The 24490-nt window shown below is 63.7% G+C and carries 20 protein-coding genes; 11 read left to right on the forward strand and 9 right to left on the reverse strand.

The genetic code is table 11. From position 1 onward, the window contains the following. The first annotated feature begins 56 nt into the window (after window positions 1-56). From GY791_17405 to GY791_17425, 5 genes are all read left to right on the forward strand, one after another. Complete coding sequence (locus GY791_17405) at window positions 57-743, forward strand: GntR family transcriptional regulator (GenBank protein ID MCP4330204.1); 687 nt, start codon at window positions 57-59, stop codon at window positions 741-743. A gap of 43 nt (window positions 744-786) precedes the next feature. Next, the gene (locus GY791_17410) at window positions 787-2511 is read left to right on the forward strand and encodes a thiamine pyrophosphate-binding protein (GenBank protein ID MCP4330205.1); all 1725 of its coding nucleotides are present in this window, start codon (window positions 787-789) and stop codon (window positions 2509-2511) included. 63 nt (window positions 2512-2574) lie between these two features. Continuing rightward, window positions 2575-3822, forward strand: coding sequence for a formyl-CoA transferase (gene frc, locus GY791_17415; GenBank protein MCP4330206.1), 1248 nt, complete (start codon window positions 2575-2577; stop codon window positions 3820-3822). 73 nt (window positions 3823-3895) lie between these two features. After that, window positions 3896-4810, forward strand: a complete 915-nt coding sequence (locus GY791_17420; GenBank protein MCP4330207.1) for a methionyl-tRNA formyltransferase — start codon at window positions 3896-3898, stop codon at window positions 4808-4810. A 91-nt stretch (window positions 4811-4901) separates the two neighbouring features. Next, complete coding sequence (locus GY791_17425; GenBank protein ID MCP4330208.1) at window positions 4902-6584, forward strand: formate--tetrahydrofolate ligase; 1683 nt, start codon at window positions 4902-4904, stop codon at window positions 6582-6584. A gap of 46 nt (window positions 6585-6630) precedes the next feature. Here GY791_17425 and GY791_17430 read toward each other — a convergent pair whose 3' ends face one another. After that, window positions 6631-7461, reverse strand: a complete 831-nt coding sequence (locus GY791_17430) for a class I SAM-dependent methyltransferase (protein ID MCP4330209.1) — start codon at window positions 7459-7461, stop codon at window positions 6631-6633. Between the two features lie 64 nt (window positions 7462-7525). Beyond that, on the reverse strand, window positions 7526-8212 hold the full coding sequence (locus GY791_17435) for an SDR family NAD(P)-dependent oxidoreductase (protein MCP4330210.1): 687 nt from the start codon (window positions 8210-8212) through the stop codon (window positions 7526-7528). A 216-nt stretch (window positions 8213-8428) separates the two neighbouring features. On the opposite strand from GY791_17435, the gene GY791_17440 reads away from it, so the two are divergent. Continuing rightward, window positions 8429-9373, forward strand: a complete 945-nt coding sequence (locus GY791_17440) for a glycosyltransferase family 2 protein (protein ID MCP4330211.1) — start codon at window positions 8429-8431, stop codon at window positions 9371-9373. A gap of 41 nt (window positions 9374-9414) precedes the next feature. On the opposite strand, the gene GY791_17445 is transcribed toward GY791_17440, so the two are convergent. From GY791_17445 to GY791_17455, 3 genes are all read right to left on the reverse strand, one after another. After that, window positions 9415-10875 carry a D-aminoacylase gene (locus GY791_17445; protein ID MCP4330212.1) on the reverse strand — a complete coding sequence of 487 codons (1461 nt, stop codon included), beginning with the start codon at window positions 10873-10875 and terminating at the stop codon, window positions 9415-9417. A gap of 108 nt (window positions 10876-10983) precedes the next feature. Beyond that, window positions 10984-11376 carry a hypothetical protein gene (locus tag GY791_17450; GenBank protein MCP4330213.1) on the reverse strand — a complete coding sequence of 131 codons (393 nt, stop codon included), beginning with the start codon at window positions 11374-11376 and terminating at the stop codon, window positions 10984-10986. A gap of 113 nt (window positions 11377-11489) precedes the next feature. After that, the gene (locus GY791_17455) at window positions 11490-11744 is read right to left on the reverse strand and encodes a hypothetical protein (protein MCP4330214.1); all 255 of its coding nucleotides are present in this window, start codon (window positions 11742-11744) and stop codon (window positions 11490-11492) included. 146 nt (window positions 11745-11890) lie between these two features. Between GY791_17455 and GY791_17460 the strand changes: the two genes are divergently transcribed. Both GY791_17460 and GY791_17465 read left to right on the forward strand, forming a co-directional pair. Then, complete coding sequence (locus GY791_17460; protein MCP4330215.1) at window positions 11891-12556, forward strand: glycosyltransferase family 2 protein; 666 nt, start codon at window positions 11891-11893, stop codon at window positions 12554-12556. Between the two features lie 206 nt (window positions 12557-12762). After that, entirely contained in the window at window positions 12763-14448 is a 1686-nt protein-coding gene (locus GY791_17465; protein MCP4330216.1) for a hypothetical protein, read from the forward strand. 66 nt (window positions 14449-14514) lie between these two features. Here GY791_17465 and GY791_17470 read toward each other — a convergent pair whose 3' ends face one another. Together GY791_17470 and GY791_17475 are read right to left on the reverse strand one after the other, a co-directional pair. Beyond that, window positions 14515-15765 (reverse strand): serine hydroxymethyltransferase, encoded by a 1251-nt coding sequence (locus GY791_17470; GenBank protein ID MCP4330217.1) that lies wholly within the window; start codon window positions 15763-15765, stop codon window positions 14515-14517. Window positions 15766-15841: 76 nt separating this feature from the next. Further along, the gene (locus GY791_17475) at window positions 15842-17224 is read right to left on the reverse strand and encodes an L-serine ammonia-lyase (protein MCP4330218.1); all 1383 of its coding nucleotides are present in this window, start codon (window positions 17222-17224) and stop codon (window positions 15842-15844) included. A gap of 405 nt (window positions 17225-17629) precedes the next feature. Here GY791_17475 and GY791_17480 point away from each other — a divergent pair, with 405 nt between their 5' ends. The 3 genes from GY791_17480 (at window position 17630) to GY791_17490 (ending at window position 21540) form a co-directional block, all read left to right on the forward strand. Beyond that, entirely contained in the window at window positions 17630-18028 is a 399-nt protein-coding gene (locus GY791_17480; protein MCP4330219.1) for a phasin family protein, read from the forward strand. 135 nt (window positions 18029-18163) lie between these two features. Then, window positions 18164-20035, forward strand: a complete 1872-nt coding sequence (gene hflB / locus GY791_17485) for an ATP-dependent zinc metalloprotease FtsH (protein MCP4330220.1) — start codon at window positions 18164-18166, stop codon at window positions 20033-20035. Between the two features lie 128 nt (window positions 20036-20163). Next, window positions 20164-21540, forward strand: a complete 1377-nt coding sequence (locus GY791_17490) for an FAD-dependent oxidoreductase (GenBank protein MCP4330221.1) — start codon at window positions 20164-20166, stop codon at window positions 21538-21540. On the opposite strand, the gene ccsA is transcribed toward GY791_17490, so the two are convergent. Then, window positions 21537-23792, reverse strand: coding sequence for a cytochrome c biogenesis protein CcsA (ccsA, locus tag GY791_17495; protein ID MCP4330222.1), 2256 nt, complete (start codon window positions 23790-23792; stop codon window positions 21537-21539). The two genes, GY791_17490 and ccsA, sit on opposite strands and share 4 nt — an antisense overlap. Next, window positions 23792-24490, reverse strand: coding sequence for a S8 family serine peptidase (locus GY791_17500; GenBank protein ID MCP4330223.1), 699 nt, complete (start codon window positions 24488-24490; stop codon window positions 23792-23794). The genes ccsA and GY791_17500 overlap by 1 nt, the downstream gene beginning before the upstream one ends.

A 24490-nucleotide genomic window follows, 5' to 3' on the forward strand; every position in this document is an offset into this window, starting at 1 on the left:
CGCCCGCGGCGCCGTCATCGACGTCACGGGCAATACCAACCAAGTGTGAAACGGGCATGCAAACTGCGCGACTCGATGTCCAGCCGATCGATGGCAACTTCAGCCTCAAGGACAAGATCTACGAGTCCCTGAAGATCGCCATCACGTCGATGAACATCTACGATCCGGAGGCCGAGCTGCGCCTCGACGAACGGGAATTATCGGAGCGGCTGACCATCAGCCGCACGCCGATCCGCGAAGCGCTGGCGCGCCTCGAGCAGGAAGGCTTGGTGCGCATCGTGCCGCGACGCGGCGTCTACATCGTGCGCAAGACCAAGGCCGAGATTCTCGAAATGATTACCGTCTGGGCCGCGCTCGAAAGCATGGCGGCGCGGCTTATTACGAAGAATGCCTCGGATGCCGATATCCGCTCGCTACGCGACATGTTCGCCACTTTCGAGAACGATCATATCCAGGCCCACATCGACGAATACTCAGAAACCAATATCGAGTTTCACCAGGCGATTCTCAATCTGAGCGACTGCCAGCTGCTGAAGGACATCGCGGCCGGGCTGTTCATCCATATGCGGGCGATCCGGGCGCGGACGATCTCGGAAGACAATCGGGCCAATCGTTCGATCATCGATCACATGAACATCATCGAAGCGCTCGAAAGCCGCGATACGGAGCTCGCCGCGCGGCTGGTTCGCGAGCACACGCTCAACCTGCTGGCCCATGTCGAAAGGAATATCGAGCTCGACTAACGAACGCCGTGCATCGGTTTCGAGCAATCAAGGAGGATTTATCATGTCAGTGACAGCCGTCGATACGCTGGCGAAGAAAAGCGCCGACGAGAGCATCATTTCCGGCGGACACCTCGTCGCCAAGGCCCTCAAGAACGAGGGCGTGGATACGATCTTTACGCTGTGCGGCGGGCATATCATCGACATCTACGATGGCTGCGTCGACGAGGACATCCGTATTATCGACGTTCGCCACGAACAGGTGGCGGCCCATGCCGCCGACGGCTATGCGCGACAAACCGGCAAGTTGGGCTGCGTGGTGACGACGGCGGGACCCGGATGCACCAACGCGATCACAGGCATCGCCAACGCCTTTCGTGCCGAAAGCCCGGTGCTGCATATCGGCGGCCAAGGCGCGCTGACCCAGCACAAGATGGGCTCGCTTCAGGACCTTCCCCACGTCGATATCATGTCACCGATCACGAAATTCGCGGCGACGGTGCCGAGCACCGAGCGCGCCGCGGACATGGTGTCGATGGCGGCGCGGGAATGCTTCAACGGCGCTCCGGGGCCGTCCTACCTTGAAATCCCGCGCGATGTCCTCGATCGCGAGATCGACATCGCCAATGCGCGCATTCCGGCGCCGGGTCACTATCGTGCGTCGACCAAATCGATCGGCGACCCCAACGATGTCGAGATGCTCGCCGACATACTGGTCGCGTCGAAGCGTCCGTGCATCCTGCTTGGCACCCAGGTACAGACCTGCGGCGGAACCGACGCGGCAATCGAGCTGGTCCGCACGCTCAACATTCCGGCTTATATGAACGGCGCGGCGCGTGGCACCCTGCCGCCGGGCGATCCTCATTATTTCAATCGCACCCGCCGCACTGCTTTCGACAAGGCCGACGTTATCGTCATCGTCGGCACCCCGTTCGATTTCCGCATGGGGTACGGCCGTCGTTTGCGCGAGGACGCGACGGTCGTTCAGATCGATATGGACTACCGCACCGTCGGCAAGAACCGGGATATCTCTCTCGGCTTGGTCGGCGATCCGGGTGCCATTCTCGCCGCGGTCACCCAGGCGGCCACGGGACGCATCTCGACCGGTGCCGACAATCGGACCGGGTGGATGGACGAGTTGCGCGCCGAAGAGGCGGTGCGCACCGAAAAGCTGATGCCCCTGTTCCTTTCCGACAGCTCGCCGATCCACCCCTACCGCGTGGCCTGGGAGATCAACGAGTTCCTGACCGACAACACGGTCTACATCGGCGACGGCGGCGACGTCGTCACCATCAGCGCGCAGGCCGTGCAACCGCGGCGGCCCGGACACTGGATGGATCCCGGTCCGCTCGGCACGCTCGGCGTCGGCACGTCCTTCGCGATGGCGACCAAACTCGCCCACCCGTCGAAGGAGGTCATGTGCTACTATGGCGATGGTTCATTCGGTATGACCGCCTTCGACATGGAAACCGCCAACCGGTTCCATGCACCCTATATCGCGGTCATCGGCAACAATTCGGCGATGAACCAGATCCGCTACGGCCAGATATCGAAATACGGCGAGCAGCGGGGCAGTGTCGGCAATCTCCTCGGCGACGTCCCCTTCGGCACCTTCGCTGAAATGCTCGGTGGCCATGGCGAGGAAGTCCGCGACCCGGCCGAAATCGCCCCCGCCTTGCTGCGTGCCCGCGAGGCCGTTCAATCGAGCGGCAAATCGGCGGTCGTCAATATTTGGGTCGACCCCAAGGAATACGCACCGGGGACCAAAGCTCAAACGATGTACAAGTAGCCCGTCCCGGCGGCGGGAATTCCCGAACACCTGGAAACAAACCCATTCGAAGAAGAGGGGGAAATGGCAAAAGCGCTAGACGGCGTACGCATTCTGGACATGACACACGTACAATCGGGGCCCACTTGCACCCAGCTCTTGGCCTGGTTCGGCGCCGATGTCATCAAAGTCGAGCGAACGGGCACCGGCGATGCGACACGTGGCCAACTGCGTGACATTCCCGATGTCGACAGCCTCTATTTCACGATGCTGAACAGCAACAAGCGCAGCGTCACGCTCAACACCAAGAGCGACAAGGGCAAAGAAGTCTTCACCAAGCTGATCAAAGCCTGCGACGTCATGGTCGAAAATTTCGCCCCCGGCGCGCTCGACCGCATGGGTTTTACCTGGGAACGCATCCAGGAAATCAACCCGCGCATGATTTACGCATCGGTCAAGGGTTTCGGACCGGGACCCTATCAGGATTGCAAGGTCTACGAAAACGTTGCCCAGTGCACCGGCGGTTCGGCCTCGACAACCGGCGAGGTCGACAGCGTTCCGCTCGTCACCGGAGCGCAGATCGGCGATTCGGGAACCGGCCTCAACCTTGCCCTCGGCATCGTCACGGCACTGTTTCAGCGCGAGCGGTCGGGGCGCGGCCAACGTGTCACCTGCGCCATGCAGGACGGCGTGCTCAACCTGTGCCGCGTCAAGCTGCGCGATCAACAACGGCTGTCGCATGGCCCGCTGACCGAGTACCCACAATATCCCAACGGCACCTTTGGCGACGCCGTACCGCGTGCCGGCAACGCCTCGGGCGGCGGCCAGCCGGGCTGGATCGTCAAATGCAAGGGCTGGGAGACCGACCCCGACGCCTACATCTACGTCATCACCCAGGCCGCCGCGTTTCCCGCTTTTGCCAAGGTCATCGGCCACGAGGACTGGCTCGAGGACACGGAATGGAACACCCCCGAGGCGCGCCTGCCAAAGCTCGATGAGGTGTTCGCCGAGATCGAAAAATGGACCATGACCAAGGACAAATTCGAGATCATGGACATCCTCAATCCGCTCAATGTACCGTGCGGCCCGATCCTGAGCATGAAAGAGCTGGCGGTGGAACCGTCGCTGCGCGAAACCGGAACCATCGTCGAGGTCGATCACCCGACTCGCGGCAAGTACTTGACCGTCGGCAATCCCATAAAGCTGTCGGACTCGCCGAGCGAGGTCGACCGATCTCCCCTGTTGGGCGAACACACGGATGAAATCCTTGCCGAGGTTGTCGGCATGACCGCCGAGGAAATCGAAGCGGCAAGAGCCGACGGCACGGTCTGACGACACCTTGAGGACGAAACACGAATGAACCGGGCGCCGCCGCGGCGGTTAAGGGCCCTAGAGGGAGGACACAATGCGCATTGTGGTGCACGGACAGCAGGCCTTCGGCAAGGCGGTGCTCGAGGCTTTGATCGAACGCGGTGAGGATATCGTAGGCGTCTATTGCGCGCCCGATCGTGACGGGCGCCCGGTCGACCCGCTCAAGGAATTCGCGGAAACAAAGGGTTTCGAGGTTCGCCAGCCGGAATCGTGGAAAGACCCGGCGGTATGGGAAGCGCTCGCCGAGCTCAAGCCCGATCTCGGTGTGATGGCCTACGTGACCCTTTTCGTACCGCAACGGCCTCTCGATATCCCGAGCCATGGCACGATCCAGTATCACCCCTCACTGCTGCCGTTGCATCGCGGGCCGAGCTCGATCAACTGGCCGATCATCATGGGCGAAACCAAGACCGGGCTTTCGATCTTCTGGCCCGACGAGGGCCTCGACGAGGGGCCGATCCTGCTTCAGAAGGAGGTCGAGATCGAGCCCGATGCGACGCTCGGCAGCATCTATTTCAACAAACTGTTCCCGCTCGGCGTCGAGGCCATGCTCGAGGCGGTCGATTTGGTGCGCGAGGGTAAGGCGCCCAAGATCGATCAAGACCACCGCCAGGCGACCTACGAGAGCTGGTGCCGCAAGGCCGACGCGGAGATCGACTGGTCCAAGCCTGCCGCCACGGTGCATAATTTGATCCGCGGCTGCGACCCGCAACCGGGGGCCTGGACCACGCGCGACGGCAAGCAGCTGCAGGTTTTCGACGCCACCCGCGAGGACGGCGACGGCGCAAGTCCCGGCCAAGTCACCGCGATCGATGGCGATTCGATCACCATCGCGGCCGCAGGAGGTCGCATCACCGTCAAACGCGTTCGCCCCGAGGGCAGCGGAAAAATCGCAGCCGGCGAATATGCGGGCCAATCGGGTCTTTCCGTTGGCGACACCTTGGGATAGGACGCCGCCTTCCGCCCCGCAAACTGAACCCGCATACCGGGAAGCGATTGCCCCCGGTCGAGGAAACAACTGACAGAAGCGAGATAAATCGATGCCCGATTCAAGCCCTAAGAGCGATATCGAGATTGCCCGCGCCGCGACCATGCAACGGGTCGATAAGGTCGGCGAAAAGCTGGACATCCCGTCCGATGCCTTGCTGCATTACGGCCCATTCAAGGCCAAGGTCTCGATGGACTACATCGAGTCGCTGGCTGACCGGCCCAACGGCAAGCTGATCCTGACCACCGCGATCACGCCGACTCCGGCCGGCGAGGGCAAGACGACCACAACGGTTGGGCTCGGCGACGGCCTCAATCGCATCGGCAAGAATGCGATGATCTGCCTTCGCGAACCCTCGCTCGGGCCGTGCTTCGGGATGAAGGGGGGCGCAGCCGGCGGCGGCTATGCCCAGGTCGTGCCGATGGAAGACATCAACCTTCATTTCACCGGCGACTTCCACGCCATCGGCATCGCCCACAATTTGCTTTCGGCGCTGATCGACAACCACATTTATTGGGGCCTCGACCCGGCGATCGATTCCCGCCGGGTGACGTGGAAGCGGGTCGTCGACATGAACGACCGGGCGCTGCGCGTGATCACCAATTCGCTCGGCGGAGTCGCCAACGGCTTCCCGCGTGAGGACGGCTTCGACATTGTTGTCGCTTCCGAAATCATGGCCATCTTCTGTCTCGCCGAGAACTTGCAGGACTTGACGGAGCGGCTGGGCCGCATCGTCATCGGTCAGAACCGCGAGCGCGCGCCGATACATGCCGCCGACGTCAAGGGCCCCGGTCCGATGTCGGTGCTGCTGAAGGAAGCCGTCGCGCCCAATCTGGTGCAGACGCTGGAGAACAATCCGGCCTTCGTTCATGGCGGCCCGTTCGCCAATATCGCCCACGGCTGCAACACCGTGATCGCGACCAAGACCGCGCTGAAGCTCTGCGATTACGTGGTCACCGAGGCCGGTTTCGGCGCCGACCTTGGGGCCGAGAAGTTCTTCGACATCAAATGCCGCCTGTCCGGCCTGCATCCCGACACGGCGGTGATCGTCGCCACCGTGCGGGCGCTCAAGATGCACGGCGGTGTCGCCAAGGCCGATCTCGGCACCGAAAACGTCGAAGCGGTCAAGGCCGGCTGCACCAATATGGCGCGCCACATCAGAAACGTGAAAGGCTTCGGCGTGCCGGTGACGGTGTCGATCAACCGTTTCATCACCGACAGCGACGCCGAGCTGGAAGCGGTGAAGGCCGCGGCGGAGGCCGAAGGCGTCAAGGCCTTCATCGCCACCCATTGGGCCGATGGCGGCGCCGGCACCGAGGATCTCGCCCGCCATGTGGTCGAATTGGCGGACAGCGGCGAGGCCGATTTCAAGCCCCTCTATCCCGACGACATGCCGCTCCGCAACAAGGTCGAAACCGTGGCCAAGGAAATCTACGGCGCCGACGGCATCACCTGCGATGGCGCCATCGAGAAGCAGTTCCAGGACCTGCAAAAGGACTACGGGCATTTCCCGGTGTGTATGGCGAAAACCCAATACAGCTTTTCGACCGATCCGGACATGAAGGGCGCCCCCTCGGGTTTCGAGATTCCGATCCGCGAGTTGCGGTTGTCGAACGGCGCCGGATTCATCGTCGCGGTCACCGGTGCCATCATGACCATGCCCGGCCTGCCGCGGATACCGTCGGCCAACAACATTTACCTCAACGACGAAGGCCAGATCGAAGGGCTGTTCTGAGGCCTGGAGCGCTCTCGACTGGTCGATTCCGCCTATGGCGTGGAGTTCACGACGTGGGTTCGTCTCGCGGCGGCGGCACACGGAACAGATAGAACTTGAAGCGCCGGTGGGTGGCGTAGTGATCGGGGTCGGGAACGCGGAGTTTGGCCTGCAGCTTTTCGACCTCGCTCCCGACCAGCCACAGCAGCGCCCGGGTCAATAGGGGGCGCTCCCGCAGGCCGGCATCGCGGACGAACTCGATCGCCGGCAGCACGTGGGCATCGACCAATTGTTGCCGCAGCTCTCGCGTCGGCAGAATGGCATCGGTCAGGTCGCGCTCACGGATCAGGTCGAAGCCGCTGGCCGTGGCGACGTCGAGAAACGCATCGATTTCAAACCCGCGATGTTTTGCGGGCACGTTGGCCGTGTCGCGGAGGAAGTAGTCGGCGATCAAGAGACAGCCGCCCGGCGCCGATTTTCGCGCCGCCTCGAACACTTCCACCGACGGCATGTTGTGACAGGACTGGTTCATCACCACGAAACCGAACCGGCGCTCGGGCTCAAAGTCCTGGAATTGAGCGAGGTAGCACGGCAGACCGGTCCGCGCTGTGAACGATTCGCATTCATAGGGATCCGGCGTCAGCCCGTAGACACTGAGCCCCCGGCGCGCCATCTCCGCCGCCAGACCGCCGAATCCGCCGCCGACCTCGAGCACGTCCCGAACCCCCTCGTCGATCCAACCTATCAACTCATCGGCGTAACGCTGCTGGGTCCGCTTCAGGTTGGCGAAGGTCAGCGGCTCGCCGTGCCAAATCCCGGGGTGGCCGTAATCGAGCCCGAGCACCTCGTGGAACAACCGAAGGCCGTATGTCGAACGCTGATTTGGGTGCCGATCCATTTCGGTGATCCCCGGCGATCAAAGCGGACGATGTATCGCGGCGCTTGAAACCTGATCCAAGCGGTCAATAGCCCGATTCGACCGTACAATTGAGCGGAATATGGGAAATCGACGTGGTGTTCGGCATTTCGATGACCGTCTGCACGATGGTCGCCACGTCCTCGGGCTGAATCATTTCTTCGCTCGGCACCACATCGTACTCGGCGACCATATCCGTATTGACGAAACCCGGGCAAATCGCCGTCGCGCGGACACCGTCGTGCCAACCGACATGGCGCGCGGAATGGGTCAGCGCAACGACGGCGAATTTGGACATCGCATAGCCGGCCGACTGGCTCGGAACACGAAGCCCCGAAAGCGATGCCAAGTTGACGATACGGCCGGCACCGCTTTTCTTCAAATGGGGATAGGCTTCGCGCATGAGGCGCATCGGCCCCTTGACGTTGATGTCGATCAGTTCGTCGAACCGGTCCTCGGCATCTTCGAGAAAGCTGAAATTGTGCAAGATGCCGGCGGCATTGACGATGGCGTCGAGCTTGCCAAACCGTTCGACCGTCGCCGCCACCCAATCGACCGGGCTCTGCTTATCGCGCGCCTCGTAGGGAAAGAACATCGTCCGCCCGGGATCGAACGCCGCGCCGAGTCGCTCGATCTCGGCGCTCCTTCGAACCCCCAGACTCAAGAGGTAACCCGCGTCGCGCAGACGCTCCGCGATTGCCTTGCCGATGCCGCGATTGGCGCCCGAGATCATCACCGCGCGTTGATCCTGATTTGTCATAGATTCCTGTCCCTATCTTGAAATCCCGGCGGGGCTTTGACCGCGCCGGTGTGAGAGCCGCCCGATTTGAGCGATCCGCGAACCCCTTTTGCCACCCCACCACTCCAAAAAACGCCGGCGATTTCGCAATTTGCCGAGAATAGCGCATTGCGGCCTTGCCGGTCGTCGAATAATCGATAAATTCGGGCTATGCCTGATCACAATAACCCCGACATAAGCGTCGTAGTCACGCAGGATTACGCGGTCGGCGAGCCGATCGCCTGGGGTCAATTGCGGTCGAATTTCCAAGCCCTCTCCGCCCAGGATTTCGGCGGCACCGTCGAGACCATCTACGTCGAGACCAGCCAAATCGCGGATCAAATCCCGCCGGATTTCAAAGAAACCGTGCCGGGTCTGCGCATCGTCTGCTCCGATGCGCCGTCCGCCTACGGCCTGATCCGCGACGGCGTCGAATCGGCCCGAAGCGATGTCGTGGCCGTGATCGACGGCGACTGCGTGCCGGATAGAAATTGGCTGAGCCGAATCGTGATGATCATGGGCAACAACCCGAAATGCGCCGTGCTAACTGGAATGACGACCTACGGCCCCCGCTCGCAGATTGTACGGATTCTGGCCCTTCTCTCGCGGTCCTTTTTGCATCGCACTGAACTCGGCGAGACCGAATACCTGACCAACAACAACGCGGCCTATCGGCGAACCGCGTTTCTATCAAATCCGCTGATCGACAATGTCGGACCCTTTAGCGCGGGTATGCAGGCCCGGGCGCTGCGCCGCAACGGGCATTTGATCCTCTATGATCCCGGCCTGCACGTCGTGCACGACCACATCGGCTGGCGCTTCGAACGCGATTCACGACGGCACGCCGGCTATGTCGCGATCAAGTCCCGGGAGGCAGACGCAACCATGCCCAATCAGTGGCTGCGGCGAGTTCGTTATGCGTCGATCCCGATTATTGTCGGCAAAGGAATTCTCACCAGCTGGGGCCAGTGCTACCGCTTCCGAAAAAGCTTTGGTGTCGCCTGGTACGCCATGCTGCTCGCCTTCGTAGCCGCCATAGGCGTCCATCTGCTGGAAGTGCCGGGCATGATCGACGGTCTCCGCGGCCGTCCGGTTCCACAAACCGCATTCCGTTGAATGGGCGCTTGACCGCGCTGCCGGTTACGCCGCGCTGCTCGCTAGAAATCGAATGGCGCGAGTTCCTGCCGCCGTAGGGCGCGGCCGGGCCGGGCACTCGTATGTTCCCCATCACGCCAAACCGCGCGGCCATTGACCACGACAAGCTCGATGCCGGCGGCCGGCGTCGTCGGATTCTCGAATGTGGCGCTATCGGAAATTCGGTCGCGATCGAACAGGACCAAATCGGCGAAGGCGCCGGGGCGTAGGACGCCGCGGTCGGCGAGGCCGAAACGTTTGGCCGGCAGGCCCGTCATCTTGAAAACCGCCTCTTCCAGCGTAAACAGGCCGACCTCCCGGGCATAGTGCCCGAGCACCCGCGGAAAAGTGCCCCACAGCCGTGGATGCGGATGGCGGTCGTGGGGCAGGCCATCGGATCCGATCATGGTGCGCGGATGGGCCAGGATGCGCCTGACGTCGGCCTCGTCCATCATGAAGAATATGCCGCCGGCCGGCTTCAAGGCTTCGATGGCGTCGTCCTGGCTCAACTCCAACTCGTCGGCAATTTCCGACAAATCGCGGCCGGCCGCTGTCGGATGGGGAACCGACCACGTCACCATGACCTTCGATGCGCTCGACACGCTGTCGCCGTCGAGCATGGTCGACGCGGCAACATAGGGATAGGCATCGAGGCCAATCGGTTGATGGCGGCATGCCGCATCGATCACGCCGAGGGTTTCGGCGGATCGGCCAAAGTTGGCGGCGCCCGCGCATTTGTGGTGCGATAGGACCACTGGCACCTGAGCTGCTTGCCCGATGGCAAAGCTCTCTTCGAGGGCTTCGACGACACGGTCCGACTCGTCGCGCATATGGGTCGTGTGGAGCCCGTTGAAAGGCTTCAAGGCGCCAGCCAAGGCGATCACCTCAGCGGTCGGGGCGGCGCTGGCCGGCGGATAGAAAAGGCCTGTGCTGAGGCCGACCGCGCCCGCATCCAGCGCGGCTTCCAGCCGCTCCCGCATGATCCGAATTTCGCCAGCGGTCGCCGGGCGCCCAAGCTCTTCCATGGCGCCAACGCGCAGAGAGGAGTGGCCGACCTGACCGAGCATGTTCACCGCCGGCGGGTCGGCATCGAGCCGGTCGAGGTAGCCACCGAAATCGGCGTAGAACCCATCGGGGCGGTCGCAGATCAGATCGAGTGGCGCCGGCGGCCGGCGGCCGATGTCGAGCGGCGCCAGGCTGACGCCGCAATTCCCGGTCACCACCGTGGTCACGCCTTGGCTCACCTTGCAGGTCATCGCCGGATCGACAAGCAACGCGCGGTCGTCATGGGTGTGGACATCGATGAAGCCGGGAGCCAGGACCTTGCCGCCGGCGTCGACTTCTTGGGGCCCGCCTATCCGGTCGACATCGCCCACCGCGGCAATGCGCGCGTCGGTGACCGCGACGCCGCCCGGCCGCGGCGGCGCGCCGGTGCCGTCGATCACCGCCGCATTGCGAATGACCAGGTCGGCCCTATCCGTCATCCTCACGACTCCCCGTGTCGGCGCGGCACCCCGCGCAATTGTACCGGCGGCCTACGCGGCCGTTATCAGCCGAATTCTTCGCTCGGTCCCCGCCAAATCGAAGCCGCGCTACAGGCGGCGCATCGGCACCTGGACACCGCGCGCTGGATATCCGCCGGTAATCACGAAATAGGGTCGATCGTTGGTCGCCTCGATGCGACCGTTAACAACGACCTCCGCCTCGAGCAGGTATTGCGTATTGGAATCGATCTCGGCCGCATTGAAATCGACGGTGAAACGGACCGGTGACGGACCCGGGTCGACGATGCGGTGGACGCCGACGATGAAGGGATTGGGCCAGTTGGCGTTCTCGACGATGCGCACTTCCAGTACGGAGCCCGGCGGCGGCGTCCCCTGGTAGGTGACGGTGCCATCGACTCGCGGCTGTTGGTATACCCCGCCGGATGACTCGCACGCCGCCGTGAACGCGAGGAGCATCACCATGGCAACAAAACGCTTCATTACAATCTCTCCTGTTTCGAGACCGAATTTCGTTGTGATTGGACTATAGAGCGAACGGCGACCGACCGGAACAATTCCCGTGACCGGCGCCAAGAATCGCCGTCCTGAAGGCGTCACCGGCCACGGCGTCGGTCCACCATTCGCCGAACATAGCCGCCGACCATGGCGATCACGAGCATCGTCCAGACCGGGTAGCCGAACCCGGCCGCGGCGATCCCGAACCAGGTCCAGATAGAGCCCAGGTTGAGGGTCACCGTGGAATCGAAGACCGGCCGGAGAATGAAATAGGTCGCCACGACCCAGGCGGCCACGATCGCGGCTTCGGCGATCGCATTACCGGATTCCTCCACGGTCCGGGTCGCGGGCATGGCTATAGTATACTTTCAATTTGGGCCGCCGCCGATGACACCGTTTCTCGAAAGTCATCTTTCCCGCCGACCCGGCGTGCGGCCTGTTCCCGCAACCACTCAAGCTGGTAGAGTGGCCGCGCGAAATTGCATCGAGTATTAGTGAATTGAACGCACCGACGGTCGGTCTGGCATTGCCTGTCTATAATGGGGAGCGTTTTCTGCGCCAGGCGATCGATTCGATTCTCGACCAGACCTACACGGATTTCGAACTGATCATTTCGGACAATGCGTCGAGCGACGGCACGACGGAGACCGGGCGCGAATACGCCGCGCGTGACAACCGGGTCATCTACCATCGGCGCCGGGATACTTGCAGCGGCGCACGCAACTTCAACGAGGCATTCGAGCGCACGCGAAGCCGCTTTTTCAAATTCGTCGCCGCCGATGACGTTTGTGCACCGACCTACCTCGAGCGATGCGTCGAGGTCCTCGAGCGCGACCCCGGCGTCGTTCTGTGTCACGCCGCGACCCAGGCTATCGATGAGAACGACAATTCTGTAGCCGAGGTGACCTACCCGGAGGGAGCCGCGGCGGCCCGTCCGCATGAGCGGTTTCGCGCCATGACGGAGGCTAATCACACCTCTTACCGGGCGGTCGAGATCTTTGGCGTCATCCGCGTAGACGCCTTGCGCAATGCAGCGGGGCCGCCTGTTCGGCCGCGGCGACAAGATCACGCTGGCGGAGCTCAGTATGATCGGCCGCATCGTCCGGGTCCCCGAACAGCTATTCTTCAATCGGGAACATTCCGGCCGTTCGGTCAATATCGATGAGAGCCAAAGCGCGCGGGGCCGAACCTATGCCGGCCGGCGGCTCGGTACCGGCCCGCGGTCGGCAAGCGAGTGGTTCGACTGGACGCTGGCCGACCGCATCATGTTTCCTGACTGGCGAGTGTTTCGCGAATACGCCCGCTCGATCGGACATGTCCCGCCGTCGCCGTCGAAATGTTTGCGATGCTATGGACACCTGGCATCGCTCTATGTCCGCTTCGCCCCGACGGCATTGTTGCGCGACGTTCTCATTGCCGGAGAGCAAGGCGTCCGCCGCGCGCTACCCCGGCGCACCAACCTTGAATCGCTGTAGAACCCGGCCGTCGGCCGAACGGTCGCCGACACCCGGGACGCCGGTCACGTCCGTCACCCGAATCGCCGCGTTATCGATTGCGACAATATTGATCGTCGTGGCCAACGCGGCCGCAACGCGTGCCGACAGCTCCGACGACGCGGCGGTCGCAGTGAAGAGCGGCGACATCCGAGACACCGGCGCCGTCTTATGGGCGCGATGCAACCGAGCGCGTGACGCCCGCCTTCGCATTCGCCTATTCGCGCCGGCGCCGCAGGGAGAAACGACCGCCGACGGACCGAACGTGTCAGCCGCCTCCGACTATACCGGTTCGGTATCGCTCGATGACTTGGCGCCGGGCACGGCCTACACCTTTCGAATCGATTGCATCGGCGACGGATTCGCTGATGAGGGCCCCGTCGGCAGTTTCCGAACCGCCGCGCCCGCCTCCGAACCGACCGCGGTCAGGTTCGTTTGGGTCGCCGACATCGCCGGCCAGGGCTGGGGCCAAAATCCGGATCTGAAGATCCGCGACCTTTCGGGACAAGAGATCGTCGGCGGCTATCTAGGCTTCGAGTTCCTCCGGAACATGGCGCCGGACTTCGCCATTCTCGCCGGCGACAATATTTATGCCGACAACCCCATCCCGCCCCTCATCGCGATGCCCGTCGAATTGGGCGGCGGCACCTTCGTCAACGACCCGGCGAAGGACTTTGTTGCCCGCTCTCTCGCCGATTACCGGGCCAATTGGCGCTACAATTTGGCAGATTCCAAGTACCGCGCGTTCCATCGCGCGACGCCGATATATGTGCAATGGGACGACCACGAAGTGACCGACAATTGGTATCCCGGCGAGATTCTGACCGCGCCGCCCTATCACGGGATAGATGCCGACACCCTGGCCGCGCGGGCCCGCCAAGCGATGTTCGAGTACAACCCGATCGCCGGTGGCCGGCTCCATCGCAAATTCCGGCACGGGCGGCACCTCGAGATCTTTCTACTCGACCTCCGCTCCTATCGCGGACCGAATTCGGCCAATATCGATCCGGGCGGCAGTGAAATGCTGGGTGCCGCGCAGTTCGACTGGCTTGTCGACGGCCTTCGGCAATCGGCGGCGACGTGGAAGGTGATTTCCACCACCGACCCGCTATCGGTCCCCACCGGCAGGCCAAGTGACCGCGATGGCTGGGCGCAAGGCGACCGCGCGGTACTCGGGCGGGAGGTCCCGTTGAACCGGCTGCTGCGGATCATCAAGGATGAAAACATCAAGAACGTGATCTTTATCGCCGCCGACGTCCATTTCACGGCGGCGATCGCGTACGATCCCCGCGGTGCCGCCGTCGATTCATTCAGGCCGTTTTGGGAATTCGTCGCCGGACCGCTTCACGCCGGCGCCTTCGGACCCGTGCCATTGGACCAGAGTTTTGGCCCGCGCTACGCGTTTGCCCGCGGTCCGGGAACCGAAAACATGGCGCAAAACACGCCACCGCCCGACTTGCAATCCTTCGGCTCGATCGAAGTGAACGAGGATGGCGACCTCATTGCGCGGCTGCACGACATCTCGGGAGCGGTATTGTTCGAGCAGCGTTTGTCGCCCGAATAGAGCGCGTGATCGGATGGCGGATCACGGCCCAGGCTATGTCCGTGTCACGGAACGCGACGGACGCGGTCAAGGATAGATCGGGAACCGCTTGCACAGGGCCTCGACCTTGGCGCGCACCTCGCTCTCGACGGCGCCGTTGTCGTCGGGATTGGCGGCCAGCCCGTCGAGGACATCGCTGATCAGGTTGCCGATCTCGCGGAATTCGACGACGCCGAAACCTCGCGTGGTGCCTGCCGGCGTCCCGAGCCGGACCCCCGAAGTCACCATCGGCTTCTCCGGATCGAACGGAATGCCGTTCTTGTTGCAGGTGATGCCGGCGCGCTCGAGGCTTTCCTCGGTGATGTTTCCGGTCAATCCCTTGGGCCTGAGATCGACCAACATGAGATGGGTGTCGGTCCCGCCCGAGACGATGTCGCAGCCGCGCTCGACCATGACCGCCGCCAGCGCTTGGGCGTTATCGACGACCTGACGCGCATAGGTCTTGAAGCCGGGTTGCAGCGCTTCGCCAAAGGCGACCGCCTTGGCGGCAATGACATGCATCAGCGGACCGCCCTGCAGGCCGGGGAACACCGCCGAGTTTATCTTCTTGGCGACATCTTCGTCGTTGGTCAGGATCATGCCACCGCGTGGCCCGCGCAGTGTCTTGTGGGTGGTCGTAGTAACGACGTGGGCGTGGGGCATCGGGCTGGGATGAACGCCGGCGGCGACCAGGCCGGCGATATGCGCCATGTCGACCATGAACAACGCGCCCACCTTGTCGGCGATCTCGCGGAAACGCGGAAAGTCGAACGTCCGCGGATAGGCCGAGGCACCGGCGATAACCAGAGCCGGTTTGTGGGCGACCGCGAGTTCCTCGAGTTGGTCGAAATCGACCCGTGAATCATCCTTGCGGACGCCGTATTGCACCGCGTTGAACCATTTTCCCGACAACGCCGGTTTGGCGCCGTGAGTGAGATGACCGCCGGCGTTCAAAGCCATGCCGAGTATCGTGTCGCCGGGTTTGCACAGCGCCAGCATGACGGCGCCATTCGCCTGGGCGCCGGAATGCGGCTGGACATTGGCGTAACCGCAATCGAACAATTCCTTGGCGCGCTCGATGGCGAGCGCCTCGGCGATATCGACGAACTCACAACCGCCATAGTACCGCCGCCCGGGATAGCCCTCGGCGTATTTGTTGGTCAGCACCGAACCCTGGGCCTCGAGAACCGCGCGCGAGACGATGTTCTCGGACGCGATCAGCTCGATCTGATCCTGTTGCCGGTGCAGCTCTTCCCCGATCGAGCTGAAGACCTCCGGATCGGCATCGGCAAGGGACATGGTGAAGAATGTGTCCGGGGTGCCGGCCGCCGCCGGGCCCGAGCTCTGTTTGGCCTGCTGCATGGCTCCAATCTCCTCAGCATTCGACGACGTTGACGGCCAACCCGCCCTGCGACGTCTCCTTGTACTTGTTGCTCATGTCGGCGCCGGTTTGGCGCATGGTTTCGATGACCTTGTCGAGGTGCACCTTATGCGTGCCATCGCCCTTCAATGCAAGCCGGGCCGCGTTGATTGCCTTGACCGCGCCCATGGTATTGCGTTCGATACAGGGGATCTGCACCAATCCGCCGATCGGATCGCAGGTCAGGCCGAGATTGTGTTCCATGCCGATCTCGGCGGCATTCTCGATCTGGGCATTGGTCCCGCCCATGGCCGCGGTCAGGCCGGCCGCCGCCATCGAGCAGGCAACGCCGACCTCGCCCTGGCAGCCGACCTCGGCTGCCGAGATCGACGCGTTCTTCTTGTAGAGCATCCCGATCGCCGCCGCGGTCGCCAGCATGGTGAAGATGCCGCGTTCGTTCGAGCCCGGGACGAAGCGGTCATAGTAGGCGACGACGGCCGGTATGACACCGGCGGCACCGTTGGTCGGCGCGGTGACGACGCGGCCGCCGGCCGCGTTCTCTTCGTTGACCGCCAAGGCATAGAGATTGATCCAGTCGAGGATCGCCAGCTGATCCTTATGCGCGGCCTCGGGTTTTCGGACCAATTCCTTGTAAAGGCCGTGGGCCCGGCGGTTGACCTCGAGGCCGCCCGGCAAGATTCCATCCTGGTGGCATCCGCGCTCGATGCAGCCTTCCATGGCCGACCAAATTTCGCGGAGACCGTCGCAAATTTCTTCCTCGTCGCGCCACGCCTTCTCGTTTTCGAGGACGATGTCGGCGATCGTCAGGCCGGTCCGCTCACCGATTTCCAGCAGTTCACGGGCGCTCTCGAACGGATGTGGCAGTTCCACATTGGATCCCGCCTTGTCGATTCCGGCCTCGGCCTCCTCACCGCTGAGCACGAACCCGCCGCCGACCGAATAGTACTCCTCTTCGGCAAGCACCGTTCCCGCCACATCGCGGGCGATAAAACGCATGCCGTTGGGATGCATGGGCATCATTTCGCCGAAATTGAACATCAGGTTGTCGGCTTCGCGGAACGGAATGTCGTGACGTCCGGCCAATTTCAGACGGCCCAGTTCACGGACGACCCCGACCAATTCGTCGACCCGGTCGGGGTCGACCCTGTCGGGCGTTTCACCCATCAGACCGAGCAGGATCGCAAGATCGGTGCCGTGGCCGTGACCGGTCACCGCCAACGACCCATAGAGGCCGACCTCGACGGAGGCCGTATCGCCGAGGATGCCGCGCGCCTCGAGATCGAGCAGGAATCGATGCGCCGCCCACATCGGTCCGACCGTGTGCGAACTCGACGGGCCGATCCCCACCTTGTAAAGATCGAATATACTGAGCGACATTGTGTCTGTTCCTACCGGGCGCCGAGGCGGCGAGGGTCCGCAACGCCTCGTGACGGTATCACGGAGTCCGGGATCGGCCAATTTCGGCAAAACGACACAACATAATTCGTGGTCGACCCAATGGACCGATTTGGCCGGCGCCGGACCCCGTTGACTTGAATCAATGCCGTTGGCCGCGAACCGCCTCACTATTGAAATGGCGGAATGCTCCTTGCGATTGGAACTGATTGCGCTTGGGGCCGACAAGCGCTGCGAGGCTTTCGTCGGAACCAGAACTTGGTTCCTGCCGGCGGAAACCACGTCTCGACTCTGCGGATAGGCTCGGGGGAACAAATTCAACGAACGAGGCCCTGAGAACCAACCTCGTCATTGCCCGGCACCCCAATCCAGGAGGAGTTGCGACCGATGACAGAACACAAGAACACACCTGACAGCCCACTCGAAAACCCGATGATGGAATCGATGGTCGACATGCGGCACTTCGTCGACGCCAACGGCACCGCGATGGACGCCATGATTCGATCGGGCGAAGCGACCTTGAAGGGCATGGCCACGATCAATGAGGAAATGATGAATTTCGCGGACAAGCGTGCGCGCGCTTCGATCGACACCTGCCAGTCGCTGGTCCGTTGCGTCACCTTCGCCGAAGCCATGGAATTGCAGTCGCAGTATGCCCGGTCGGTGAGCGAAGCTTATATGACCCAAGCTAGCAGAATTCTTAACTTGTCCGCGGAGATCGCCAAGAACGGCATGGTATCTATGCAGACCGTGGGCGAGGACTCACCGGGACAGGCCAAGAAGTAGTGCCGGCACGGCGACCGGACATCGAGGGTCCTGGACCAGAGCGAACCCCATGAATGATGCCCGGTTGCCTATGACCGTCGTCGACCCGCAGTGGGAGTCGGTACCGTTGGCGCCACCGCGTGCCAAAGGCGCGGCGTGAACTCGATACCGAAATGGGTTCTCGTTGTCGGGCTGACGTTGGCGGCGTTGTTGGCGTTGAACTATGTGGCCGTGCCGCCCGGTGAACAGACCGCCGCCGAAGCCGTGCTGTCCTACGATCAGTTCCGCGGATTCCTGGAAAAGGGCGAGATCGCGACGATCCACCTGCGCGGCGACGACATTCGCGGCACCTTCAAGAACGACCAGATCGTCCCGCCCATCGACACGCCGATCAGCCGCTTCAGCACCCGGGTCCCGGCCTTCGGCGATCCCGATCTGCTGCCGCTCATATTCAGCCACGGCGTGAAACTATCTGTGATCGAGGACGAACCGGGCGGCCAAGGACTGATCTATGCCATGGTCCCGTGGTTGCTGATGCTCGGCCTGTTTTGGCTTTTTTGGAGCCGTCTCGCGCATAACCTTCCCGGTGGCGTTGGACGCGCCGGCGATGTCACAGGGTTTCTCGAGGGCTCGGCACGGAAGGAAGAGAAAGGGCGCAAGAAAGTGACCTTCGCCGACGTCGCCGGCCTGGACAACGCCAAGCGCGAGGTTTCGGAGCTGGTCGACTACCTCCGCGATCCCGACCGCTTCACGCGCCTGGGCGCCGAAGTTCCCCATGGCGTCCTCCTGATGGGACCGCCGGGAACCGGCAAGACCCTGCTCGCCCGGGCGCTCGCCGGAGAGTCCGAAGTGCCGTTCTTTCATATCTCGGCGTCGGAGTTCATCGAACTGTTCGTCGGTGTCGGAGCATCGCGGGTGCGGCGGATGTTCGACGAAGCGAAGAAGCGGGCCCCGAGCATCATCTTCATCGACGAACTCGACAGCGTCGGCCGGGTGCGTGGCACCGGGCTGGGCGGTGGGCACGATGAACGTGAGCAGACACTCAACCAGATCCTCGCCGAGATGGACGGATTCTCCGGCCACGAAGCGGTGATCGTCCTGGCCGCGACCAACCGCCCCGACGTGCTCGATGCGGCGCTGTTGCGGCCGGGGCGTTTCGACCGCCACGTTACGCTCGATCTGCCGGACAAGACGGCGCGGCGGGACATCCTGCGCGTCCACACGCGCAAGATTCCCCTGGCCGGCGACGTCGACCTCGCGACGCTCGCCGCCGGCACACCGGGATTTTCCGGCGCCGACCTGAAGAACCTGGTCAACGAAGCGGCGATTCTGGCGGCCCGCGAAGGCGCGACCGAGGTCGATGCCGGACATTTCGAACAGATGCGCGACAAGCTCTTGATGGGCTCGGTGCGGACACTGGCGATCCAGCCGGAGGAGCGTCATCGGCTGGCCGTCCATGAATCGGGGCACGCCGTCCTCGCGTTTAATCTGCCGACCGCGGATCCGCTCCACAAGGTCAGCATCATTCCCCGCGGGCGAGCGTTGGGCGTCACCCAGCAATTGCCGGAAGAGGACCGCCACACCCTGCCCGAAGAGTACCTACTCGATCGGCTCGTCATCATGATGGGCGGACGGACCGCCGAGCGGCTGCTGCTCGGGAGCCGTAGCTCCGGTGCCGACGACGACATCCACCAAGCGACGCTATTGGCGCGCGCCATGGTCGGACGATGGGGAATGTCCGAGGATGTCGGGCCGGTTGACGTTCGCGAAAGCGACGCCCATCCGTTTCTCGGCCGCGAAATCGCCCTGCCCCGGCATTTCAGCGAGGCGACCGCGGAGGCCGTGGATGACGCGGTCAGGAAATTGCTCAAGGAGGCGGAAACGCGGGCGGCCGAGATCATCGAGCAAAACCGTCCCCAATTGGATCGGCTGGTCGCCGCCTTGGAAGCCCGGGAATCCCTCGACCAGGCCGACCTCGAAGTCATACTCGGCGGAGCCGAAAACGCCGTCCTGGCGCAGAGCGCCTAGGCGGGTTGCACGGGCAAAAGGGAGGCCGGCGAGCCGATCGAGTGGCGTCGGCTGATCGGCCTTGTTTCGATGCGATCTCCATCCCAAGATGACGGCATTCATTCCACGACACTGCCGTCAGGACGATCATGAAAGAGTTCGATATCGCGGTGCTCGGCGCCGGACCGGCCGGATGCTTGACCGCTCTGCTGCTGCGCGAACGCGGGTACGATGTGGCGATCCTTTCGACGCCGCGTGCGCGTCTCACCGTCGAAGGCCTGTCCGACCGCGTTATCGAATTCCTGTCCACCTATGAGTGCCGGAATGCGCTTGCCGCGGTGGGGCCGCGGGTCGAGCGCCTCCCTATCTGGAATGGCGAGAGCGCGGCGCGAAATCGCGAATCGGTGACCGAACGCAAGGCCTTCGATGCCGGCCTGCTCAGCGACGCCAGTGCGCGCGGCGTGACGGCGATTGCCGGCCGTGTCGGCCGCATCGACATGAGCGATGGCGACACCGTGATCGGCTATCGGCATTCCGGCGGCATCGCGCGCAGACTGCGGTGCCGGTTCGTGGTCGAGGCCCGGGGCCGCCGCGCACCACACCCCCATGGTCGCGCCCAACGCGGTCCCGAAACAACGGCGCTGATCCGCAAGATGACCGGCATACCGCCTCGGCCCGAGACAATCGTCGCCGCGCTTGCGGACGGCTGGGTGTGGTACGTATCGACAGGCGATGGCATCGGCTATTTGCAGTTCTTTCTCGACGGCAGCGCCGGCGCGCTTCCCAAGCGCCCCGGACTCGATGCCTTTTTCGATGCCCGGGTTGCGGCGCTCGGTCCTGCCGCTGGTATGGTCCCGCTTGGGGATCCGGCCGGACAGCCGATGACGCGCAACGCGACCGCTTGGTTGGCCAAGGAATTGATCGGCGACCGAAAGATCCGCGTCGGCGACGCCGCCGTCGCCGTCGATCCGCTGTCCGGCAACGGCGTTTTCGAGGCCTTCGGCTCGGCACTCGCCGCAGTAGCGGCCGTCCACACCATGCTCTCCGGCACCGGCGACGCCGCGCTGGCACAGGCGTTCTATACAGAGCGTGAGTGCGAGGCGTTCCGACGTTATTGCCGGGTTGGGCGCGACTTCTACCGGCTCGAGACCCGGTGGCCCAAAAACCCCTTCTGGCGTGCCCGCGCGGCATGGCCCGACGACGCGCCGGCCCACGGCGGGCTTCGCTCCGCGCCGCCGCGTGTCGAACTCAACCCGGTGGTCGAGAACGGCTTGGTTGTCGCCCGCGAGGTCTGCGTTACACCCGATCATCCGCGCGGCGTTTGGCGTATCGCCGGCGTGGCGGTGATCGATCTCGCCCGCTTCATTGTCAGTCAGCAGGGTCGATCGATTGCCGATCTCACCGATCGGGCCGCCGCAAGTCTGGACGCGGACGCCGACGGGGTCGCGGTGGCGTTAAACTGGCTTCGTTATCGCGGCATCCTGATCGATGGGCCGCCCCATCAGATTCACCTGGTCGGACTCTAAAGGCTGTTCTCCGCGGCCTCGCGGTCGGTGGGGCGGCGCCACTCGAACAGATAGAGCAGGGCGAATCCGCCGATCACCATACACAGTCCGATCCAGATCCACGACATTGCCGGAATGACTTTCAATACCATCGGCGCGGTGCCGCTGCCCTCGCCGAGGCTGCCCTCGGTCGCATCGAGGCGCGACGGATAGCTGACCGCGGGGAACCAAACCTGGACGTCGCGCCACAAGCCGCGCGAGATGAAGGGGTGAATCATCTGGCGATCGTCGCTGGCATAGCGGGCATAGCGGTAGTCGACGATCTCGCACATCATGCGAACCGGTCCGATCTCGTCGCTATAGGGCGGCCTTTGATCGCGGTAGACGGTGTGCCCTGTCTCGGCCTCGACCACTTGTCCGTCCCGGGTCAGCGCCCATTCGACACGGGCGATGGCGTGAAACGCGGCGTCGCCGCCGTTGGCGCGGGCACCATCCGTTTTCCAGTCGGATTCGGTGAGCCCGACCCGCAAGGAATAGCCGCCGGGGAAGCGGAGCTGTTTGCCGAAGTCCCGGGGCAATTGCACCATGGTTTGGGTATAGCTATCGAGCACGGTGGCGGCCAACCCGGCGCCGACCACGATCATGGCGCCGGCGTGGATCAAGGCGACCGGCCCGTAATAGGCGTAAGCACGGCGGCTGCCGTTTCGCACCGCGGCGGCGATCGACCAGGCGACGACCGCGGCGGCCAGATAAAATGCGGCCACGATCATGACGTCGAGCCAGGGGAAGATGGCGACCGTGTTGCTCGAGGTCAGCCCGGTGCCTTTGTAGAAGCCGCCAAAGGGTTCGAGGAACCAGGCCAAGGCAATCGCGAGGGCAACCGCGCCAACCGAACAAGTCCAGCGCCAGCGCCCCGCCAGCGGTAGGAAATAATGGCCGCCGACGAAGCCGACCACCGCGCCGAGCGGCGCCAACCAAGCGTTGGTGGAAAAATTGTCGATGTCCCATTGGGCGAATGCGCGACGCAACGACTCGATCTCGCCGCCATGGGCGAACCGGGTCAGCGTCTCGAAGAATGGTTTGAGGTTCGACGGTCGCGGCAGGTCCAAATAGGCGCTGCCATAGGCGAAGGCGATCTGGCCGAGACCGATCGCGCCGGCCCCGGCGAAGAGCACCATCGCCAGCCAGATCAGGATTTCCTTCTCGCCGGCCGGCGGGCGCCACTTGAAACCTCGCCGCCAGCGATAGATCAAGGCGGCGACGACGGCCAGGGTCAGCGCGCCCAAGAGGACGCCCAGCAGCGGCAGCGAGGTATCGCCGACATAGCGGTGGGAGGACGCGAGGACGGGGCTGCGGGTGACGATCATCGACACCACGATCGCCGCCGCCGCCAGCAACGCCATCAGCGGCTGGATTAGGCCGAAGGCGCCGTCGGTGCGGTAGCGCTTTTGGGCATGGAGCTGGGCGGTCAAGAGGCACCAGACGACGAAGCTGGCGGTCTGCACCGGGTCCCAGTGCCAGACCGTGCCATAGGCAAAGTCTTCGTAGGCCCACCACATGCCGAACGCGATGCCGGCCGACAGAATGAGCCAGGCTCCACGGCTGTAGCGGTCGGATATCGGACGCCAAGCGCCGGTGCCCGTCGCCATCGCCTGCAGCGCCGATCCCACCGGCGCCAGCAACAGCATCGTCGCCACGAAAACGAGCGGCGGATGCACCGCCATCCAGATCCGCGTCAAATGGGCGTTCATGCCGAGGCTCACCGCGCTCGCCAGCTGCGCCGCGCCGGTTTGAGCGAAAGGATCCCAGATCAGCGTCCCGGCGATGAAGAATGCCGCCACGACGAAAGCACCCGGACCCGCCCAGCCGTCGTAGCGGGACAGGCGGCGCGCCATGACGAGGCCGACCAGGGCGAGGCACAGCAGGGTGCCCGCCTCCCCGGCCCACAGATTGGAGAGCTTGAGGTACCAGGCCAGCTCGGGCGCGCTGAGCAACCAGACGTAGGAGTACGAAAAATCGTCGCCGAGCAGGCGGAACGACAGGCTGAGGCCGGCCGCGGTCAGAAACACCAAAGCGGTTGCGCCCAAGAGGCCGCGCCGCGATGGTGCAGCGACGGAAGCCGCCACCGCGGACAACAGCCCGGCCGCGAGACACGACCGCTCGATCACCGGGCCGAGCCCGACGGCGGCGGCGGTCAGGGCGGCCAGCACCGCCCAGAACAGCGGCGCCCGGATGCGATCGTTACCGAGCATTTCTCGCAGCCCGCCCAGCATCACCGGAGTCCAGGGCGGCGCCGGCGGGGATCCTCTCCGAACATGGCCGTGGCCCGGAAATGAGCGGTCGCGGATTGGCGATCCAAATCAGGCTGCCGGTCGAGGAGATCGGCCGCAAGACCACTGAAATGGGCGGCGCCGATGCTGGCGCCCGCGATCACCGGCCGCCCCTTTCGTTGGTCGGGATCGCCGCAATAGGTGCCGAAATCGGCACGGTCGCCACCGAGATCGGAAATCTCGCCCGGCCCGCAGCGGGCGTCGCCGGTCACCGCGATCACGTCGTCATAGGATGCCGGATAGACCGCGCTGCCGAGTGCCGGCGCCGAAGCGACCAATATGGTCCCGGCCGAAAGCGCATGCGCGACGCTGTGCCGCAAGACCGCGCGGTCCTCGCCGAGACCGAAGCTCATATTGACCAGCCGGGCGCCGTGGTCGACGAGCCAGTCGAGCCCGGCGGCCACGGTTTGCGGTTGGGATGTGAAAGTGTGGTGGAAGACGCGGGCGACAATCAAACGGCACCCGGGCGCCTGCTCGATGATGATCCGGGCCATCTCGGCACCATGGCCGAGGAGATCGCCGATATCGTTCGATGACGCCACCTCCCCCGAACGGTCGAGGACGAAGGCCCGTCCGGCCGCGACGAGGGGTGACATCTCCTCACCGACCCCGCTATCAAGAATACCGACCGCGACCGTCAT

The sequence above is a fragment of the Alphaproteobacteria bacterium genome, assembly GCA_024244705.1.
Lineage (GTDB): Bacteria > Pseudomonadota > Alphaproteobacteria > JAAEOK01 > JAAEOK01 > JAAEOK01.

Excerpts from the sequence above, each read along its gene's own strand:
- GY791_17405 (MCP4330204.1), top strand. The coding sequence starts at position 57 with ATGCAAACTGCGCGACTCGATGTCCAGCCGATCGATGGCAACTTCAGC.
- GY791_17410 (MCP4330205.1), top strand. The coding sequence starts at position 787 with ATGTCAGTGACAGCCGTCGATACGCTGGCGAAGAAAAGCGCCGACGAG.
- frc (MCP4330206.1), top strand. The coding sequence starts at position 2,575 with ATGGCAAAAGCGCTAGACGGCGTACGCATTCTGGACATGACACACGTA.
- GY791_17420 (MCP4330207.1), top strand. The coding sequence starts at position 3,896 with ATGCGCATTGTGGTGCACGGACAGCAGGCCTTCGGCAAGGCGGTGCTC.
- GY791_17425 (MCP4330208.1), top strand. The coding sequence starts at position 4,902 with ATGCCCGATTCAAGCCCTAAGAGCGATATCGAGATTGCCCGCGCCGCG.
- GY791_17430 (MCP4330209.1), bottom strand. The coding sequence starts at position 7,461 with ATGGATCGGCACCCAAATCAGCGTTCGACATACGGCCTTCGGTTGTTC.
- GY791_17435 (MCP4330210.1), bottom strand. The coding sequence starts at position 8,212 with ATGATCTCGGGCGCCAATCGCGGCATCGGCAAGGCAATCGCGGAGCGT.
- GY791_17440 (MCP4330211.1), top strand. The coding sequence starts at position 8,429 with ATGCCTGATCACAATAACCCCGACATAAGCGTCGTAGTCACGCAGGAT.
- GY791_17445 (MCP4330212.1), bottom strand. The coding sequence starts at position 10,875 with ATGACGGATAGGGCCGACCTGGTCATTCGCAATGCGGCGGTGATCGAC.
- GY791_17450 (MCP4330213.1), bottom strand. The coding sequence starts at position 11,376 with ATGAAGCGTTTTGTTGCCATGGTGATGCTCCTCGCGTTCACGGCGGCG.
- GY791_17455 (MCP4330214.1), bottom strand. The coding sequence starts at position 11,744 with ATGCCCGCGACCCGGACCGTGGAGGAATCCGGTAATGCGATCGCCGAA.
- GY791_17465 (MCP4330216.1), top strand. The coding sequence starts at position 12,763 with ATGTCCGCTTCGCCCCGACGGCATTGTTGCGCGACGTTCTCATTGCCG.
- GY791_17470 (MCP4330217.1), bottom strand. The coding sequence starts at position 15,765 with ATGTCCCTTGCCGATGCCGATCCGGAGGTCTTCAGCTCGATCGGGGAA.
- GY791_17475 (MCP4330218.1), bottom strand. The coding sequence starts at position 17,224 with ATGTCGCTCAGTATATTCGATCTTTACAAGGTGGGGATCGGCCCGTCG.
- GY791_17480 (MCP4330219.1), top strand. The coding sequence starts at position 17,630 with ATGACAGAACACAAGAACACACCTGACAGCCCACTCGAAAACCCGATG.
- GY791_17490 (MCP4330221.1), top strand. The coding sequence starts at position 20,164 with ATGAAAGAGTTCGATATCGCGGTGCTCGGCGCCGGACCGGCCGGATGC.
- ccsA (MCP4330222.1), bottom strand. The coding sequence starts at position 23,792 with ATGCTGGGCGGGCTGCGAGAAATGCTCGGTAACGATCGCATCCGGGCG.
- GY791_17500 (MCP4330223.1), bottom strand. The coding sequence starts at position 24,490 with ATGACGGTCGCGGTCGGTATTCTTGATAGCGGGGTCGGTGAGGAGATG.